This window comes from Salinibacter sp., assembly GCF_042218895.1.
GTDB lineage: Bacteria > Bacteroidota > Rhodothermia > Rhodothermales > Salinibacteraceae > Salinibacter.
The window spans coordinates 1-14,629 of sequence record NZ_JBDGQQ010000189.1; the positions used below are offsets into that span (position 1 = coordinate 1).

Sequence of the window (14,629 nt, forward strand, 5' to 3'; positions counted from 1 at the left end):
CGAGAGCGGGGGCCGGTGCCCCCAGAAACACGATGCCGGCGGCCAAGGACACGAAGAAAAAAGCGACTCGAGACATCTGGCGTGGATAAAGCACGAGGAGGTCGTGAAGTGTATGGCGCTTTCCCCCCTAACTCCCGCGAGGCCCCTGAGAAAGAATAAGAAGTCAAGCTCTGAGAATGAAGACCGGCAGGTTCGAAAATGCCTGTTCTCTGGCCGGGGGCACGTCCGGAAGTTCGTCGGGCCTCTTCGGCAGAGCGCCCAACGGCTGGGCGTCCACGGGAGCGGAGATTCCGCACGGGCCGTTTTTCGGTCCGCCCCCGTTCACGCTCTAAAACCTGTACGAGAGTCCGACCGAGAATGGAAAGGTCGTGATGGCATTCTCCTTGCTCCCCGGCAGGCTTCCTGTGGCACGAACTTCCGCGTTGACTGAGAGGTCACCCACGAGTGATGTCGACGCCCCAAACCCAACGTCCCCCCCGGCGTCTGTTACCCCGACGTCCGCAAGCTGAATAGCGCCCCCCCTGGAGGTCTCCACGCGGGTGCCGTCGACAGTGGTTCGCGCAACGCCCAGGCTCACCAGGAAATAAGGGTTGATCCGCCCCACAGACGTGAGCGTGATCCGGCCCTCCAGGGCCGCGATCCAGAGCTGACCATCCGGGTCGGGCGACAGCGAGCAGTTCCCCCTGCGGCAGTCCCGAAGCCCAACCTCCCCCACCCGCAGCTGCGATTGCTGAGCGCGCAGCCCAGTGTACAGTGTGAAGTTCGACGATACGGTCCAGGAAAGTCCGGCCGAGGCGTACACGTGGGCGCCTGAATTCAAATCGACCGGTACGACTCCGGTGGCTCCCTCCATCTGCCCGCTCTTGATTGTACCATCTGCCTTGACAGACTTTGTGGGAACAACCCAGCCGGTTCCGACCTCGATGCGGACATCCTGGGCTCTGGTGTCCCGTCCCCCGACCAACGCCGCGAACGCAAACACGAGAACAAAAAAACGAGTGGCGAACTGAGACGGGGGCATGTAGAGTCGGGCGTTCCGTTGTCCTGGAGGTAGGGAAGAAAGATTTTTAATACTGCCGGTCTCAACGCAGAGGCACCGTGCTCGTTCTCTCCCCGAGAGATCTCTGTCAAGTTCCTCAAGTGAGAGTCTGAGCGGAGCCGCCCGAATGGCTTTTTTCCCTCGTGACTCTTTTTCTTGGTAGTGCTCTTTCGACGCTCGTTACATCTCGCTTCCCCAGACCGAACCGACCTCCCTCATGTCCAACGTCCCCATCGAGTTTGGCACTGACGGCTGGCGGGCCGTCATCGCCGACGACTACACGTTCGCGAACCTCGAACGCGTGGCCCAGGCCACCGCCGACTGGCTGCATGCCGACTACGGGGCGTCCCCGTCGGTCGTCCTCGGCCACGACACGCGCTTTCTGGGGCCGCAGTTCGCCCGCCGCGCCGCCCGCGTGCTCGCAGACGCCGGGGTAGAGGTAACAGTCGCCGACTCGATCGTATCTACCCCCGCAATCAGTTGGGCCACGCAGGCCACCGACCATGAGGCGGGCGTCGTCATCACGGCTAGCCACAACCCCCCCGAATACAACGGCTACAAGATCAAGGCCCACTTCGGCGGTCCGGCGCCCCCGGAGATGATCTCGAAGGTAGAAGCGGCCGTGCCGGACGGCCCCCGGGACGCGGCGCCTCCCCCCTTCGGCGACCTCTCGGCCGACGGATTTATCTACGCCGATGATGTTCGGGGGGGTTACCTTGACGCCCTCCGGCGTACACTTGACATCGAGGCCCTCAGGAGCGCCGATCTCACGATTGCTCACGATGCGATGTACGGAGCCGGCCAGGGCTACGTGCAGGCCTTGCTCGGAGAGGACCAAGTGGTTCCCCTCCGCCACGCCCACAACCCGGGCTTTCACGGTGTGGCCCCCGAGCCCATCGAGGACCGGCTTCAGGAGCTTTCCGAGACGGTGGCAACCTCGGACTGCGACGCGGGACTTGCCAATGACGGCGATGCCGACCGCATCGGGATGATGGACGAGAATGGGGACTTCGTGAGTTCCCACCGCATCCTCGCGCTGCTCACCAAGTACCTCTACGAAGAGCGAGGGCTCACCGGCTCGATCGTCAAGACCTTTTCCACCACTCACATGCTCGACAAGATGGGCGAACGCTACGACCTGCCCGTCGAGACCACCCCAATTGGCTTCAAGCACATTGCCTCACAGATGGCGGAGGGAGACGTGCTGGTGGGCGGCGAGGAGTCGGGCGGCATCGCGGCCACCGGCCACATTCCGGAGCGGGACGGGCTTTACATCGGTCTCCTGATCGCGGAAATGATGGTAAAGCGGGACCTGCCCCTCTCAACCCTCGTGGACGAGCTTCTCGACGAATTCGGTCCGCACTACAACTACCGCGACGACATCCACATCCGCGAGGATCAGAAAGCGGACGTGCTAGACCGCCTCGACAATCAGGGGGGCCTCGACACGGTAGACGGCCATACCGTCGAGGAGGTCCAGACGCTTGACGGCTTCAAGCACGTGGTGGACAACGGCTGGCTCCTCATCCGCCCCTCCGGCACCGAGCCGGTGCTGCGCGTGTACTCGGAGGCCGAGTCCCCCGAGGCCGCCGCGGCCCTCGTGAAGGACGCGTCGCACCAGCTCGGGCTCGACGAATAGTGCGTTCGGTTCGGACCGCGTGCCCATGTCTCGAGCTCCCTTTTCCGTCACCATCGTCGCTGCGCTCCTCGTCGGCGTTACCTGGGCGATCTACGGGCCGGGGTCCGAAGACCCAGCCCTGCTCGTCGCCAACAAGAATGGGGCGTCGCTCTACGTCGTGGATCCGGCATCGGGGCGGGTGACGGACAGTGTCTCCACGGGACAGGGCCCGCACGAGGTGGCCGCCGCCCCGGAGACACGCCGCGCCTTCGTGGCCAACTACGCCGGGGGCACGATCTCGGTGATTGACCTCGACGGCCCGAACGAAACCGAGCGGTGGCCGCTGGAGGCAGCCCGGCGACCGCACGGCATTGCGGTGGGGCCTGAGGAAGAGCGCGTCTACGTGACGGCCGAGGAGCGGGGGGCCGTCTTGGAACTCGACGCAGCGTCCGGGACGGTGCTTCGCACGTTCGAGACGAGGCAGGACGTTACGCACATGCTGGCGCTTTCCCCCGACGCGCAAACGCTGTACGCAACGAGTATCGGCAGCGGCACGCTGTCACGCATCGACCTGGACACCGGTGACGTGGGGCCGCACGTGGCAACAGGGGAGGGGGCAGAGGGCATCACGGTCTCGCCCGATGCCGAGGACGTGTGGGTCACGAACCGGGCCGACGACACTGTCTCGATTCTGAGCGCCGCCTCCGTATCGGTCACTGACACGCTCTCTGTAGACGGCTTTCCGATCCGGGTTGACATCTCTCCCGATGGCCGCCACGCCCTCATCTCGGCCCCGCGGGCCGGAGAGCTCGCGGTCTACAATGCGGGCGAGCGACGACGCATGACGCGCCTCAACGTGGGAACGAAGCCGATCGGCGTGCTCACCCCTACCAACGACCGGGCGTACGTGGCGAACGCAGGCTCGGGCACCGTGAGCGTAATTGACCTGAGCGCTCGCGCCGTCGTGGACACGATCTCGGCGGGCCGCGGGCCGGACGGCATGGCGTACGTGCCTGCCCAGTAGCGCCGGTCCTACGCGACGGGGGATCCTGCCGGGGCCGACTGCCGCTCATCGCCCACGACCTGACCGCCGCGGAGATGGAGCACACGCTCCGTCTGGGCGGCCAGTTCTTCGTCGTGGGTCACCAGGACGAGGGTCGTTCCGGCGGTTTCGTTGAGGTCGAAGAGGAGATCTTCGATCCGGCCGGCCGTCTCGGCGTCGAGATTGCCGGTAGGCTCGTCCGCGAAGAGCACGCGGGGCCGATTGATGAACGCCCGGGCCATGGCCACACGCTGCTGCTCACCGCCCGAGAGCTGGGACGGGTAGTGGTCGTGCCGATCGCCGAGCCCCACCTGATCGAGCAGGTCCGCGGCGCGGTCCTGCGGGTTGGCAGAGCCCCGCAGTTCCGCCGGGACCATCACGTTCTCCAGCGCCGTCAGCGTCGGCAGCAGGCGGAAGGTCTGGAAGACGAACCCGACGTTGCGGTTGCGCACCTCAGCGCGTTCATCCTCATCCAGGGGGTTGAGGACCGTACCACAGAGCTCCACGCGGCCCCTGGTGGGCCGGTCGAGCCCAGCGCAGAGCCCGAGCAGGGTCGTTTTGCCGCTGCCCGACGGCCCCACGACAGCACACGTGTCCCCCGCTTCAACCTCGAAGCTCACGTCGTCGATCACGGTGAGGGTGCGCCCTCCACTGGGAAATGTTTTGGTCAGCGACTCCACACGGAGTACAGGCGTGTCGGCCATCGGCGGCGGTCGGCATTGATGAAAGGGAGCAGAAGCAGAGACACATGCTCTAAGAATGGTGAAACCCTGCGGCGTCGGCCCTGGTTCGCCCTGCAAGACTGACTCTGCAGGATTTTCTTGCCTCTATGTTGGACGTTCGTCCATACCTGCTTCTGTGTGTTGGGGTCCTGGGACTGGTGGGCTGTGGGCAAGATCGTTCCAATTCTCCCACGTCCCGCCCCCGCCCCGATAGCACCGCGTCGTCCCCAGCGTCTGCCTCCTCGGCCGCCTCAGCAGACACGACCGACGAGGGACTGCGCGTCCTCATCCTCGGCAACAGCATCGCCGCCGGGGCCGGGGTGTCGCCTCAGGCCGCTTTTCCCGCCCTCCTCCAGCAGAGGGTGGACTCCCTCGGCTGGAACGTAACGGTGCAAAATGCGGGCGTCAGCGGAGAAACAACGGCCGGCGGGCGCCAAAGAATTGGGTGGCTTCTGCAGGATTCGGTCGATGTGCTCGTGCTTGAACTCGGGGGCAACGACGGCCTGCGTGGCATCGATCCGGCGGTAACCCGGAAGAACCTACGAGCCATCATCGACACCACCCTCGCCACGTACCCGGAGGCACGGGTCCTGCTCGCGGGCATGCAGATTCCGCCCAACCTCGGCCGGCAGTACACACGGCAGTTCCGTCAGGTCTACCCAGCGGTGGCGAAGGCCTACGACCGTGTTACGCTGATTCCCTTCATCCTGCGGGACGTCGCGGGCGTCGACTCTCTGATGCAGGAGGACGGCATTCATCCCACCGCCGCGGGCCACCGCTATGTCGCCCGGGACGTGTGGGAACAGCTCCGCCCCATTCTGGAGAGGATGCGCACCCAGGAGCCGGCATAGCGTTGCCTGGCAGGACGTTCACGTTGCTCGTTCCGCCTTCAGCGCTTACGCCTCCTCCATCTCCTTCACCGCGTCGGCGATTTCGGCGACCGCCTCCTTCGCGTCGCTGAAGAGCATCTTCGTGTTGTTCGCGTAAAACAGTTCGTTCGGCACGCCGGAGTAGCCGGGGCTGAGGCTGCGCTTGATCATGACGACGGTCTGCGCCTCGTCGACGTTCAGGATGGGCATGCCGTAGATGGGGCTCCCCTCGTCTTCCCGGGCCGCCGGATTGACCACGTCGTTGGCCCCGACGACGATGGCGAGGTCCGTCGTCGGAAACTCGGGATTGATCTCTTCCAGTTCGTGGAGCTTTTCGTAGGAGACATCGGCCTCGGCCAGGAGCACGTTCATGTGCCCGGGCATGCGCCCGGCGACGGGATGGATGGCGTATTTCACCTCCACGCCCTGCGCCTCCAGCTGGTCGGCGAGCTCCCGCACCTCGTGCTGCGCCTGCGCCACCGCCAGGCCGTACCCCGGGGCGATGACTACTTTTTCGGCGTAGCGGGCCAGGATGGCCGTGTCTTCCGGCGAGGTTTCGTTCACCGTCTTGCCCTCCGGCACGTCGAGCCCGGCCGCGGGCCCGTCGCCGCCGCCGAAGCCGCCGAGCATGACGTTGGCCAGCGACCGGTTCATGGCCTCGCACATGAGGACCGTTAGGATCATCCCCGCCGCGCCGACGAGCGTGCCGCTCACAATGAGGGCCGTATTGTCGAGCACAAACCCCGCCGCCGCGGCCGCGAGCCCCGAATATGAGTTGAGGAGCGACACGACCACCGGCATGTCGGCCCCGCCAATGGGAATGACCAGGAGGATGCCGAGCAGGAGGGCCGCGGCGCCGAGCCCGAGGGCCGCCCGAATCATGGTCTGGGGCGTCCCCGGAAAGACGTTTGCCGTGGCGATCATGACGCCGAACGCGACGCCGGCGGCAACGAGGAGCAGCCCGGTCAGCACGCGAAGGCCCGGGAACGAGATGGGATTGCCCGTAATCCACCCACTGAGCTTGCCGTTGGCCACGACACTCCCCGAAAAGGTAACTGTCCCGATCAGGATCGAAAGGGCGATGGTGACGGCCGAGATGATCCCGAATCCGGGGGCGTCAACGAGGCGCGCCTCGCCCACGTACTGCGAAAGTTCGGCCCCCGCCACGAGCGCGGACGCCAGTCCCCCGAATCCATTGAAGACGGCCACGAGCTCCGGCATCGCCGTCATTTCGACGGTCCGTGCCAGCACCACCCCAATCGCCCCTCCGAGCACAAGGCCCCCCAGAATCATGGGCCACGACAGGATCTCGTGGAGAAACAGGGTCGCCACAATCGCCACGAGCATGCCGAGAGAGGCGAGACCGTTGCCTGTGCGGGCGGTCACGGGCGACTGCATGCGCTTCAGCCCGAGGATGAAGAGCACCGCCGAGAGGATGTAGGCAAGGTCAACGAATGCAGTCTTCATGGGCAAAACCGTGCAGGGGAGAGTCTATCGGTGGTGGTGTCGTTTGCCTCGTATTCCGTGCTGCGTCAGTACGGCTTCTGCCTCCGCAGCGCGAATCACGCGGTACGCACGCTCAGTCTGCCGTGCCATTCGTTCGCGGGGTGCCGACAGCCGCGGGCGAAGCCTTCTCCTCCCCGAACATCTTCAGCATGCGGTCGGTGACGAGGAATCCACCGACGACGTTGATTGTCGCGACCACGAGCGCCCCAAACCCAATCCAGGTCGACCACGGATCGCTCGTCATGCCGGCCGCCACGAGGGCGCCCACGACCGTAATCCCGCTGATGGCGTTGGCCCCCGACATAAGTGGGGTGTGAAGCGTCTGGGGCACTTTCGTCAGAACCTCTGTGCCCACGAAGGCCGCGAGGACGAAGATGATGAAGTTGTTGAGCATGGGAGGCGCTGTTGGGGAACCAGAAGTAGGAGGTCGATAAGCAGTGTGCTTCGATTTCAACGCGGCTGCTCCGCCGAGCCCCGCGGAAGCGCGCGTGGGGACGCGTGGCCGTCGCGGTGGGGGCATCCGCGCACCACGGTCCAAACATTTATCACGCATCAGGTCTTGCGCATCAGAACTCAAGGCTCTTTCTCTTCCACGGGGTCGAGAAGGCCGCGGACGCGCTCGCTCTGGACTGCTCCGTCGCGGGTAAGGCAGGACTCCGCGATGATTTCGTCGTCGAAGTCCGGGGCGAAGGATCCATCTTCCGTGCACTCTTCAATCATGGCGGCGATGGTCTTGGCGTAGAGCTGGCTTGCGTGCACCGGCATCTCGGCGGGCAGGTTTTCCGGTCCTAAGACGCGCACCTCGTTCTCCACGACGGTCTCCCCCGCCTCGGTGTACACGCAGTTGCCCCCGTTCGGGGCAGCGAGGTCAACGATTACAGAGCCCGGATCCATGGCCGCCACGGCCTCTTCGTTGACGAGAAGCGGGGCCGGCTGTCCCGGAATGAGGGCCGTCGAGATGACAACGTCGGCGTCGGCAATGTGCGGCTTCAAGAGCTCGGGCTGACGCTCCTGCTTCTCTTTCTCCAGCTCCTCCGCGTAGCCGCTCTCATCCTGATCGGCCTCAATGTCGACCTCCAGCTCCACGAAGGTGGCCCCGAGGCTCTCCACTTCCTCGCGGGTGGGCTCCCGGATGTCATAGCCGAAGACCTTCGCCCCGAGCCGTTTGGCCGTGGCAATCGCCTGCAGGCCCGCCACTCCAGCCCCGAGCACGAGTACGCGGGCCGGACGAATGGTCCCGGCGGCCGTTGTGAGTAGCGGGAAAAACTTGGGCAGCCGCTCGGCGGCGAGGACGGCGGCCCGATATCCCCCGATTGAGCTCATCGCCGACAGCGCGTCCAGCTTCTGCGCCCGCGAGATGCGGGGCACGAGTTCCATGGCCAACGTCGTAACCCCTCGCTCGGCGAGGGCCCGCGCGGTTTTGGGACGCTCGAGCGGGCTCAGGAGGCCGACGAGCACCTGCCCCTGCTCGAAGGATCGCACCTCGTCGTCGGACGGTGGGGCGACCTTCGCAACGAGGTCGGCCTCAAAAACCTCCGCACGGTCAACGACCGAGCAGCCCGCCTCCGCGTAGGCCTCGTCGTCATGGTAAGCCTCCCGCCCCGCCCCCTGCTCGACTCGAACCTCAAGCCCGTCTATCGTCGTCAGCAGGCGATCGGCCACGTCGGGAACGAGGGCGACACGATGCTCACCGGGTGCGGTCTCGCGTGGAACGCCAATCGATAGGGCCATAGCACCAAGAGTATAGATGGAGAAACAGCAGCACCGTGGACGGGAGGAGCCCTAGCCGTGTGCCCGTTCGAACTCGTCCATGAACTGCACAAGCGCATCCACGGCCTCTTCGGGGAGGGCATTGTACAGGGACGCCCGGATGCCCCCCACCGATCGGTGTCCCTTCAGACTGAGCAGTCCTCGTTGCTCAGCCTCTTTCAAGAAAACCGGCTCCAGGTCCGGGTCGTGGATGCGAAAGGTCACGTTCATCATCGAGCGGGCCTCCGGCTCCACGGTACCGACAAAGAAGTCGGTTTCGTCGATCCGGTCGTAGAGCTTGCGGGCCTTCCGCCGATTAATGGCGTGAATGGCGTCGATGCCGCCTTGATTGCGGAGCCACCGGCACACCTTTTCCACCATGTAGATGGGAAACACGGGCGGGGTGTTGTAGCGCTGCTCGGCGTGGGTGCCATAGTCAAGCATCGTGGGGAGCGGCTGCTTCCGCCGCTGCAGAAACGCGTCGTGGATGAGCACGAGGGTGACTCCAGCGGGACCAATGTTCTTCTGCGCCCCTGCGTAGATAAGGCCGTATCCGTCCAGGTCCATCGGTCGGCTCAACAACTCGCTCGACGCGTCGGTGACGACCGGAACGTCGAGCACAGGGTCGTCCCTCATCTGGTTGCCGTTGACCGTCTCGTTGGTGGTGATGTGAACGTAGGCCGCGTCCGGATCGAGGTCCCAGTTCTCCACGGGAGGAATGTGACGGAAGTCCTCGTGCTTGCTGGAGGCCGCCACCCTTGCGTTGCCAACCCGCTGGGCTTCCCGGAGGGCTTTCACGCCCCACCGGCCCGTGACCACGTAGTCGGCCGAGCCGTCCTCTGGCAGGAAGTTAAGTGGGACCTGGTAGAATTGCATCCGCGCGCCCCCCTGCAGGAAGAGAATGTGCCAGTCCTCGCCCAGGTCGAGCAGGGCCCGCAGGTGCTCACGGGCCGACTCCTCAATTTTGTCGTAGGCCGGGGAGCGGTGGCTAATCTCCATTACGGAAGCCCCGACGTGGTCGTACACCGGAAGCTCGTCCTTCGCTTCGACCAGTGCCTCTTCGGGAAGGACAGCAGGACCCGCCGAGAAATTATACAGGCGCTGGTCTCGGGCAGCGGGGGTCGCCGTCGAGACAGGAGACTCGGACATGTTCAGGCTCTGGTTTCAGAACGTACCGGATGAAGATCGAGCCCGACGCGTGGGCCCGCAGCACTTCCCACTGGGCCCCTCACCGTGGGACTAACGTAAACAGCACAGCCGCGTCGTTCAACGTTCAGGGGCTGCCCAAGAGGACTGTGCACGGGCCCTTCAAAGCACTTGACCGCTTTTGCCCTCCGCTACGCCTTCGTCCCCAGAGGCCCCTCGCGCGTCGCGTTTCCAACGCCAGAGCGACCTCTGTGCTCGTGCTCAACGACCGTCGGTCCCCGTCTGGTGCCGCTCGGACCCGTCGTCCACTGTGTGCGCTCGGCTGCGCCTCGTCAGTCGCCTCGCGAGTGCGAACTTCTTATTTCTCGTCGATACACAGACTCGCGCGGCATTTCGGAAAAAGGCCGACGGAGAAAGATCCCCGGTGGCCGCGGTTCTTTTCCAGGACCACGCGAAGATTTAGTCCGCAGGCTCGGTCCTCGTGATCGCCCGTGGACATAGCAATGCCCCTGCACAGGACAGTCATGCAGGGGCGAAAGGCACCCGCCGAAAGCACGCTGTTGTGCTTCTGACCTGGGTGGCGCTACGGCGTGACGATGTTGCTTCCGTCTCCGCCACCCGCACTGCCGCCTCCTTCCTCGACGTCAAGGACTTCGATGTCGAAGATGAGCTTGCGGCCCGCCAGCGGATGGTTCGCGTCGATGGTCACCGTATCCTCACCGAGAGCCGTGATGAGAACCGGAACCGTCTGGCCGTTCTCGAGGCGAAGCTGAAGCTGCTGTCCAACTTCAGGGTCCACCTCGTCCGGAATCTGCCCCCGCTCCATCTCCATGACCATGTCTTCTCGGTGCTCCCCGTATGCTTGCTCCGGGTCGACCTCGGTAGTCTTTTCATCTCCGGGCTCCATGCCGGTCACGGCTTCCTCGAATCCTGGAATGACGCGATCCTCGCCAATCGTAAAGCTGAGAGGCTCTCCCTCCTGCGACTCGTCGAATACGGTCCCATCCTCAAGCTTCCCGGTGTAGTGGACCTGGACCTGATCTCCTTCTTGCGCTTGTGCCACGACGCTGTAGTCAGTCTAGTCTGGAAGTTGCGAAATAACTTGATCAGTCCTGTCCAACGCGCCGCCGAAATCAGTGTTCGGCGAATCCTGCAATCATGCTCTGGACTCCGTAGAGAATCGATGAGGAACTGCCTCCGCGAGCGGAAGTGTTCGCTGGGGAAAGGCGTCGTGCAACAAACTTGTAAGAGCAGGGAGCCGCTGTAACGATGGCGTCGACACGTCTTTCCCTGGGGAATACTTCTCACGCTGCGGGGTTGTGTATGGCACACTCTCTGCTACCACTACCACTACAGTTCTATGTACACCAACCTGTATCGCATTGGCCTCGTTGCTGTCTTCAGTCTCACGCTGATGGCAGGGACCGCCTTCGGCCAGCAGGACGACATGTCCAGCGAGTCCCCCGACATTGTTGACACGGCCGTGCAGGCCGATGGCTTCGACCTTCTCGTCAAGGCCCTGAAGGCCGCTGACTTGGCTGAGGCCCTCAAGGGAGACGGCCCGTTCACGGTTTTTGCCCCGACAGACGAGGCCTTCAAAGCTCTCGGAAGCACCCTGAAGGTTCTTCTCAAGGAGCGCAACAAGGAGCGCCTCCAGGCAGTCCTGAAGTATCACGTCGTACCCGGCAAGGCTGCCATGGCGTCGGATGTCACTGGCATGGACGCCGCAAAGACTCTTGAGGGACGGTCCGTCCAGTTCCAGGTGAACGACGGCACCGTCATGGTCATGGGGAAGAACAAGGCTACCGTTGTCAAGACGGACATTGAGGCCTCGAACGGCGTGATCCACGTCATTGATAGCGTTCTGCTTCCTCCGAAGAAGCAAAGCAGCGGAATGTAGGTTTTTTTCCGGCTTTGCGTGGATCGTGAAAGGGCGTGGCGCTTCGTCACGTCCTTTTTCTTTTTGCCGAAGTCGCCGCGCAGGCAGTCGTCCGAAATGCAGACGACTCCGTCATTGCGCAGGGGAGCCGGCTAGCAAGGGGAAGGAGGGCGACCACGAGTGCGTGCTGGCAAAGCAGGTCCGTTCCCGGCCGGGGGACGCGAAGGACTTCGGGACATGCCCCTGGGAATGCTAAAGCGTGAGAACCTGTTTGGTGGATGGATATTCAGCCGAGACACAGCGGACGACGTGCACGAACGGGGCCCAAACGAGCCCTGTAGCAGCGCTACCGGGCGAGTGCAGAACCCGTTCTGCACGAGATCCGCGAAGTCGCAGGCCATAGACAGTCCGCCAAACAGGTTCTGAGAATGCTAAAGCGCGAAGCACACCGGAGTGGCCTCTTTTCCTACGGCATCTCATAGGTCGTGACGAAGGCTTCGGCGGCGTAGAATTCGGGGAGGCCGAGCCGGTTGAGCGTGTCGGCGGTGTCTCTGTTGCGGTCGCGGGCGCGCTGCCAGAACTCGCGCTCGTCGTAGGCGCCGGGAAACATGGCCTGGTCCTTCTGGCTCTCGTGTTTGTAGATGGCCTCCACCTTCTGGTCCAGATCCGCCCGTGAGAGGGGAACGAAGATGTCGGCCCGGTGGATCTCCCACTCCTGCCAGGCGCCGCGGTAGAGCCAGACCCGGGGATCGGGCGTTACATCGCTCATTTCGCCGTCGCCGCCCGCAGTCGACTGCCGGTACTGCTGGAGCGCCTCGTCGATCGCCTGGTAGCACATGCGGTGCGTACCATGGGGATCCGACAGGTCGCCCGCCACGAAGATATTGGTGGGCTGCACCTCTTCGAAAAGCTCCAGCACCACCTCCACGTCCGCCTCCGAGATCGGATCCTTCCGCACGCGGCCGGTCTTATAGAACGGCATGTCCAAGAAGCGGGCGTCGTCGGCGTCGAGCCCCATGACCCCTGTCGCCGCAATGGCCTCGCCGGACCGGATGTTGGCTTTCAGATCCTGTACGGCGGGGAGGTCTACCTCGCCGGGATCTTTTTGGTCAAAGAACGCCTCAATTTCGTCGCGACGGGCCCGGAAGCCTTCCAGGTCCGTCTCGTCCATGTTGAGAACCTCGCTGCTGAGCTCGATGAAGCGGAGGTAGCGCCGCACGTCCGCGTCGAAGACGGCCACGTTGCCGCTGGTCATGTAGGCCACCGTCACGTCGTTGCCGTTTTCGACGAGGTTATTGAGCATCCCGCCCATCGAGATGACGTCGTCGTCGGGGTGTGGGCTAAACACGATGACCCGCTCATCGGCGATGATGTCCTCCTGGTACTTGATGCGCCGGCGAAGGTCCTCGAAGACCTCCCGCGTCAGGTCGTCGATGTGATCGTACTGGTGGACGAGCCCGTGGAGCTGGTTGCGGAAGAAATCGGCCGACTCGAGCCGTGGAATGGCGGTGTTGAGCTTCTTCGAGAGCCAGATCACGGCCCGCTTTGCGCCCTGCTTCGTCCAGTTCACGTCCCGCACCAGCCAGGGGGTCTTCACGCGAGTGAGCTCCCCAGCGGCCGCCCGGTCTACGTAAAAGGTCGCGTTGTCGTGCTCCTGCAGATAGCTGGCGGTCACGTCGCGTGTCGGAGGCTCCTCCACCGCCCGCCGCACGATGGGCGCCTTGTGTTCACCGGTAGCCATGAGAATGATCTCGCTGGCGTCGAGGATGGTGCCCACACCCATGGTGATGGCCTCCTGCGGCACGTTTTCCTCGCCGAAGAAGTCACTCGCTGCGTCCTTGCGCGTGATTTCGTCGAGGACAATCATCCGGGTGCGGGTGTCCTTGCTCGACCCCGGTTCGTTGAAGCCCACGTGCCCGCTGCGCCCAATGCCGAGCAGCATCAGGTCGATACCGCCGGCCTTCTCAATCGCGTGCTCGTATTCAATGCAGTGACGCTCGGTCTCCTCACGGGGGATGTCCCCCCGGGGGATGTGGATGTTCTCCTCGGGGATGTTGACGTGGTTGAAGAAGTTCTCATCCATGAACCGGTGGTAGCTCTGCAGGCTCTCCGGGTTCATGGGATAGTACTCATCGAGGTTGAACGTCACCACGTTGGAAAAATCCAGTCCCTCCTCTTTGTGCATCCGGATGAGCTCCTGGTACACCCCAATCGGCGTGGAGCCGGTGGGGAGGCCGAGCACGAGATTTTGGTTCACGGCCTGCCGCTCCTCGATGAGGTTGGCGATGCGGCGGGCCACCTGACGGGACATGGCGTCCGGCGCATCGAAGATGAGAACGGGGACGCGCTCGCGCTGGGTGCCCCCGTTGGCGCCGGTGACTTGCCGGGAGGTCTCGACGGTCGACGTGTCAACAGACGGGTCTACGCTCGAGAGGGCGTCATCGGACATAGGAGCAGGGGGAACGGTGGCGGGGCAGAGTGTGAGTGGTCTTCCCTTTGTCGGGGCAGTGTACAGGGATCGTAAAAAATCACTCTGCTCCATGAGAAATGGTCCGGTGGAAGCCGTTCCAAAACCGGAAACAAGCGCGGGACGGGGGCCAAGTTGGGGAGACGGAGCGAGGGGCACCGGGCGAGGGCCAAGAATCGAGAGTACGGGGGACGCTACTTCCCCCACCCCGCCCGTTCTCCCGCCCGCTCCTACCCGCGGGTCGCCCACTCGCGGTGAGTCTCGAGGCGGCTTCGCACCAGATCCGGGCGCTCCTGGCCCGGACTGCCGTCGGTCTCGTACGCGTCGAGGACCGCCGCCGGATCGATGGACTCGTCTCCCTCCTCGGCCGCGGCCTGCTGATAAGCGGCCCGGAACGGCACGCCCTCCGCCACCCGCCGCAGCGCCCGCTGGGTGGCGAGGAGATCCGGCGTGCACGCCGCCTCGGTCTGCTGCGGATTGAACTCCAGCCCCCGGACGACCTCCTCTAGCGCGGTGAGCACGTCGGACGTCATCTGTACGCTGCGCAGGACCGCCGCCTTCGTAAGCTGGAGGTCGCGGTGGTAGCCGCCCG

General features: G+C 64.2%; 12 protein-coding genes and 1 pseudogene. 4 read left to right on the top strand and 9 right to left on the bottom strand.

Annotated features, from left to right (window positions below; all coding sequences use genetic code 11):
* Positions 1–328: 328 nt before the first annotated feature.
* Positions 329–1,021, bottom strand: a complete 693-nt coding sequence (locus ABEL04_RS15460) for a hypothetical protein (protein ID WP_375803300.1) — start codon at positions 1,019–1,021, stop codon at positions 329–331.
* 235 nt (positions 1,022–1,256) lie between these two features.
* On the opposite strand from ABEL04_RS15460, the gene ABEL04_RS15465 reads away from it, so the two are divergent.
* Both ABEL04_RS15465 and ABEL04_RS15470 read left to right on the top strand, forming a co-directional pair.
* Positions 1,257–2,678 (top strand): phosphoglucomutase/phosphomannomutase family protein, encoded by a 1,422-nt coding sequence (locus ABEL04_RS15465; protein ID WP_375803301.1) that lies wholly within the window; start codon positions 1,257–1,259, stop codon positions 2,676–2,678.
* Positions 2,679–2,703: 25 nt separating this feature from the next.
* On the top strand, positions 2,704–3,681 hold the full coding sequence (locus ABEL04_RS15470) for a PQQ-binding-like beta-propeller repeat protein (RefSeq protein ID WP_375803302.1): 978 nt from the start codon (positions 2,704–2,706) through the stop codon (positions 3,679–3,681).
* An 8-nt stretch (positions 3,682–3,689) separates the two neighbouring features.
* Here the strand turns inward: ABEL04_RS15470 and ABEL04_RS15475 are convergent, their stop codons facing one another.
* Positions 3,690–4,403, bottom strand: coding sequence for an ABC transporter ATP-binding protein (locus tag ABEL04_RS15475; RefSeq protein ID WP_375803303.1), 714 nt, complete (start codon positions 4,401–4,403; stop codon positions 3,690–3,692).
* 125 nt (positions 4,404–4,528) lie between these two features.
* On the opposite strand from ABEL04_RS15475, the gene ABEL04_RS15480 reads away from it, so the two are divergent.
* Positions 4,529–5,272, top strand: coding sequence for an arylesterase (locus ABEL04_RS15480; RefSeq protein WP_375803304.1), 744 nt, complete (start codon positions 4,529–4,531; stop codon positions 5,270–5,272).
* A gap of 45 nt (positions 5,273–5,317) precedes the next feature.
* Here ABEL04_RS15480 and ABEL04_RS15485 read toward each other — a convergent pair whose 3' ends face one another.
* From ABEL04_RS15485 to ABEL04_RS15505, 5 genes are all read right to left on the bottom strand, one after another.
* Complete coding sequence (locus ABEL04_RS15485) at positions 5,318–6,757, bottom strand: NAD(P)(+) transhydrogenase (Re/Si-specific) subunit beta (RefSeq protein WP_375803305.1); 1,440 nt, start codon at positions 6,755–6,757, stop codon at positions 5,318–5,320.
* A 112-nt stretch (positions 6,758–6,869) separates the two neighbouring features.
* Positions 6,870–7,190, bottom strand: coding sequence for an NAD(P) transhydrogenase subunit alpha (locus ABEL04_RS15490; RefSeq protein ID WP_375803306.1), 321 nt, complete (start codon positions 7,188–7,190; stop codon positions 6,870–6,872).
* 179 nt (positions 7,191–7,369) lie between these two features.
* Positions 7,370–8,527, bottom strand: a complete 1,158-nt coding sequence (locus ABEL04_RS15495; RefSeq protein ID WP_375803307.1) for a Re/Si-specific NAD(P)(+) transhydrogenase subunit alpha — start codon at positions 8,525–8,527, stop codon at positions 7,370–7,372.
* Positions 8,528–8,578: 51 nt separating this feature from the next.
* Positions 8,579–9,694 carry a 3-phosphoserine/phosphohydroxythreonine transaminase gene (gene serC, locus ABEL04_RS15500; RefSeq protein ID WP_375803308.1) on the bottom strand — a complete coding sequence of 372 codons (1,116 nt, stop codon included), beginning with the start codon at positions 9,692–9,694 and terminating at the stop codon, positions 8,579–8,581.
* Positions 9,695–10,274: 580 nt separating this feature from the next.
* Entirely contained in the window at positions 10,275–10,754 is a 480-nt protein-coding gene (locus tag ABEL04_RS15505; protein WP_375803309.1) for a peptidylprolyl isomerase, read from the bottom strand.
* Positions 10,755–11,051: 297 nt separating this feature from the next.
* Here ABEL04_RS15505 and ABEL04_RS15510 point away from each other — a divergent pair, with 297 nt between their 5' ends.
* Entirely contained in the window at positions 11,052–11,591 is a 540-nt protein-coding gene (locus tag ABEL04_RS15510) for a fasciclin domain-containing protein (protein ID WP_375803310.1), read from the top strand.
* Positions 11,592–12,036: 445 nt separating this feature from the next.
* On the opposite strand, the gene nagB is transcribed toward ABEL04_RS15510, so the two are convergent.
* Together nagB and ABEL04_RS15520 are read right to left on the bottom strand one after the other, a co-directional pair.
* Positions 12,037–14,019, bottom strand: coding sequence for a glucosamine-6-phosphate deaminase (gene nagB / locus ABEL04_RS15515; RefSeq protein ID WP_375803311.1), 1,983 nt, complete (start codon positions 14,017–14,019; stop codon positions 12,037–12,039).
* A gap of 248 nt (positions 14,020–14,267) precedes the next feature.
* Positions 14,268–14,629: pseudogene (locus ABEL04_RS15520) on the bottom strand (argininosuccinate lyase); the annotation flags it as partial.

What these genes read in the sequence shown, in the direction of transcription:
- ABEL04_RS15460 (WP_375803300.1), bottom strand. Translation starts at nt 1,021, where the DNA reads ATGCCCCCGTCTCAGTTCGCCACTCGTTTTTTTGTTCTCGTGTTTGCG.
- ABEL04_RS15465 (WP_375803301.1), top strand. Translation starts at nt 1,257, where the DNA reads ATGTCCAACGTCCCCATCGAGTTTGGCACTGACGGCTGGCGGGCCGTC.
- ABEL04_RS15470 (WP_375803302.1), top strand. Translation starts at nt 2,704, where the DNA reads ATGTCTCGAGCTCCCTTTTCCGTCACCATCGTCGCTGCGCTCCTCGTC.
- ABEL04_RS15475 (WP_375803303.1), bottom strand. Translation starts at nt 4,403, where the DNA reads ATGGCCGACACGCCTGTACTCCGTGTGGAGTCGCTGACCAAAACATTT.
- ABEL04_RS15480 (WP_375803304.1), top strand. Translation starts at nt 4,529, where the DNA reads ATGTTGGACGTTCGTCCATACCTGCTTCTGTGTGTTGGGGTCCTGGGA.
- ABEL04_RS15485 (WP_375803305.1), bottom strand. Translation starts at nt 6,757, where the DNA reads ATGAAGACTGCATTCGTTGACCTTGCCTACATCCTCTCGGCGGTGCTC.
- ABEL04_RS15490 (WP_375803306.1), bottom strand. Translation starts at nt 7,190, where the DNA reads ATGCTCAACAACTTCATCATCTTCGTCCTCGCGGCCTTCGTGGGCACA.
- ABEL04_RS15495 (WP_375803307.1), bottom strand. Translation starts at nt 8,527, where the DNA reads ATGGCCCTATCGATTGGCGTTCCACGCGAGACCGCACCCGGTGAGCAT.
- serC (WP_375803308.1), bottom strand. Translation starts at nt 9,694, where the DNA reads ATGTCCGAGTCTCCTGTCTCGACGGCGACCCCCGCTGCCCGAGACCAG.
- ABEL04_RS15510 (WP_375803310.1), top strand. Translation starts at nt 11,052, where the DNA reads ATGTACACCAACCTGTATCGCATTGGCCTCGTTGCTGTCTTCAGTCTC.
- nagB (WP_375803311.1), bottom strand. Translation starts at nt 14,019, where the DNA reads ATGTCCGATGACGCCCTCTCGAGCGTAGACCCGTCTGTTGACACGTCG.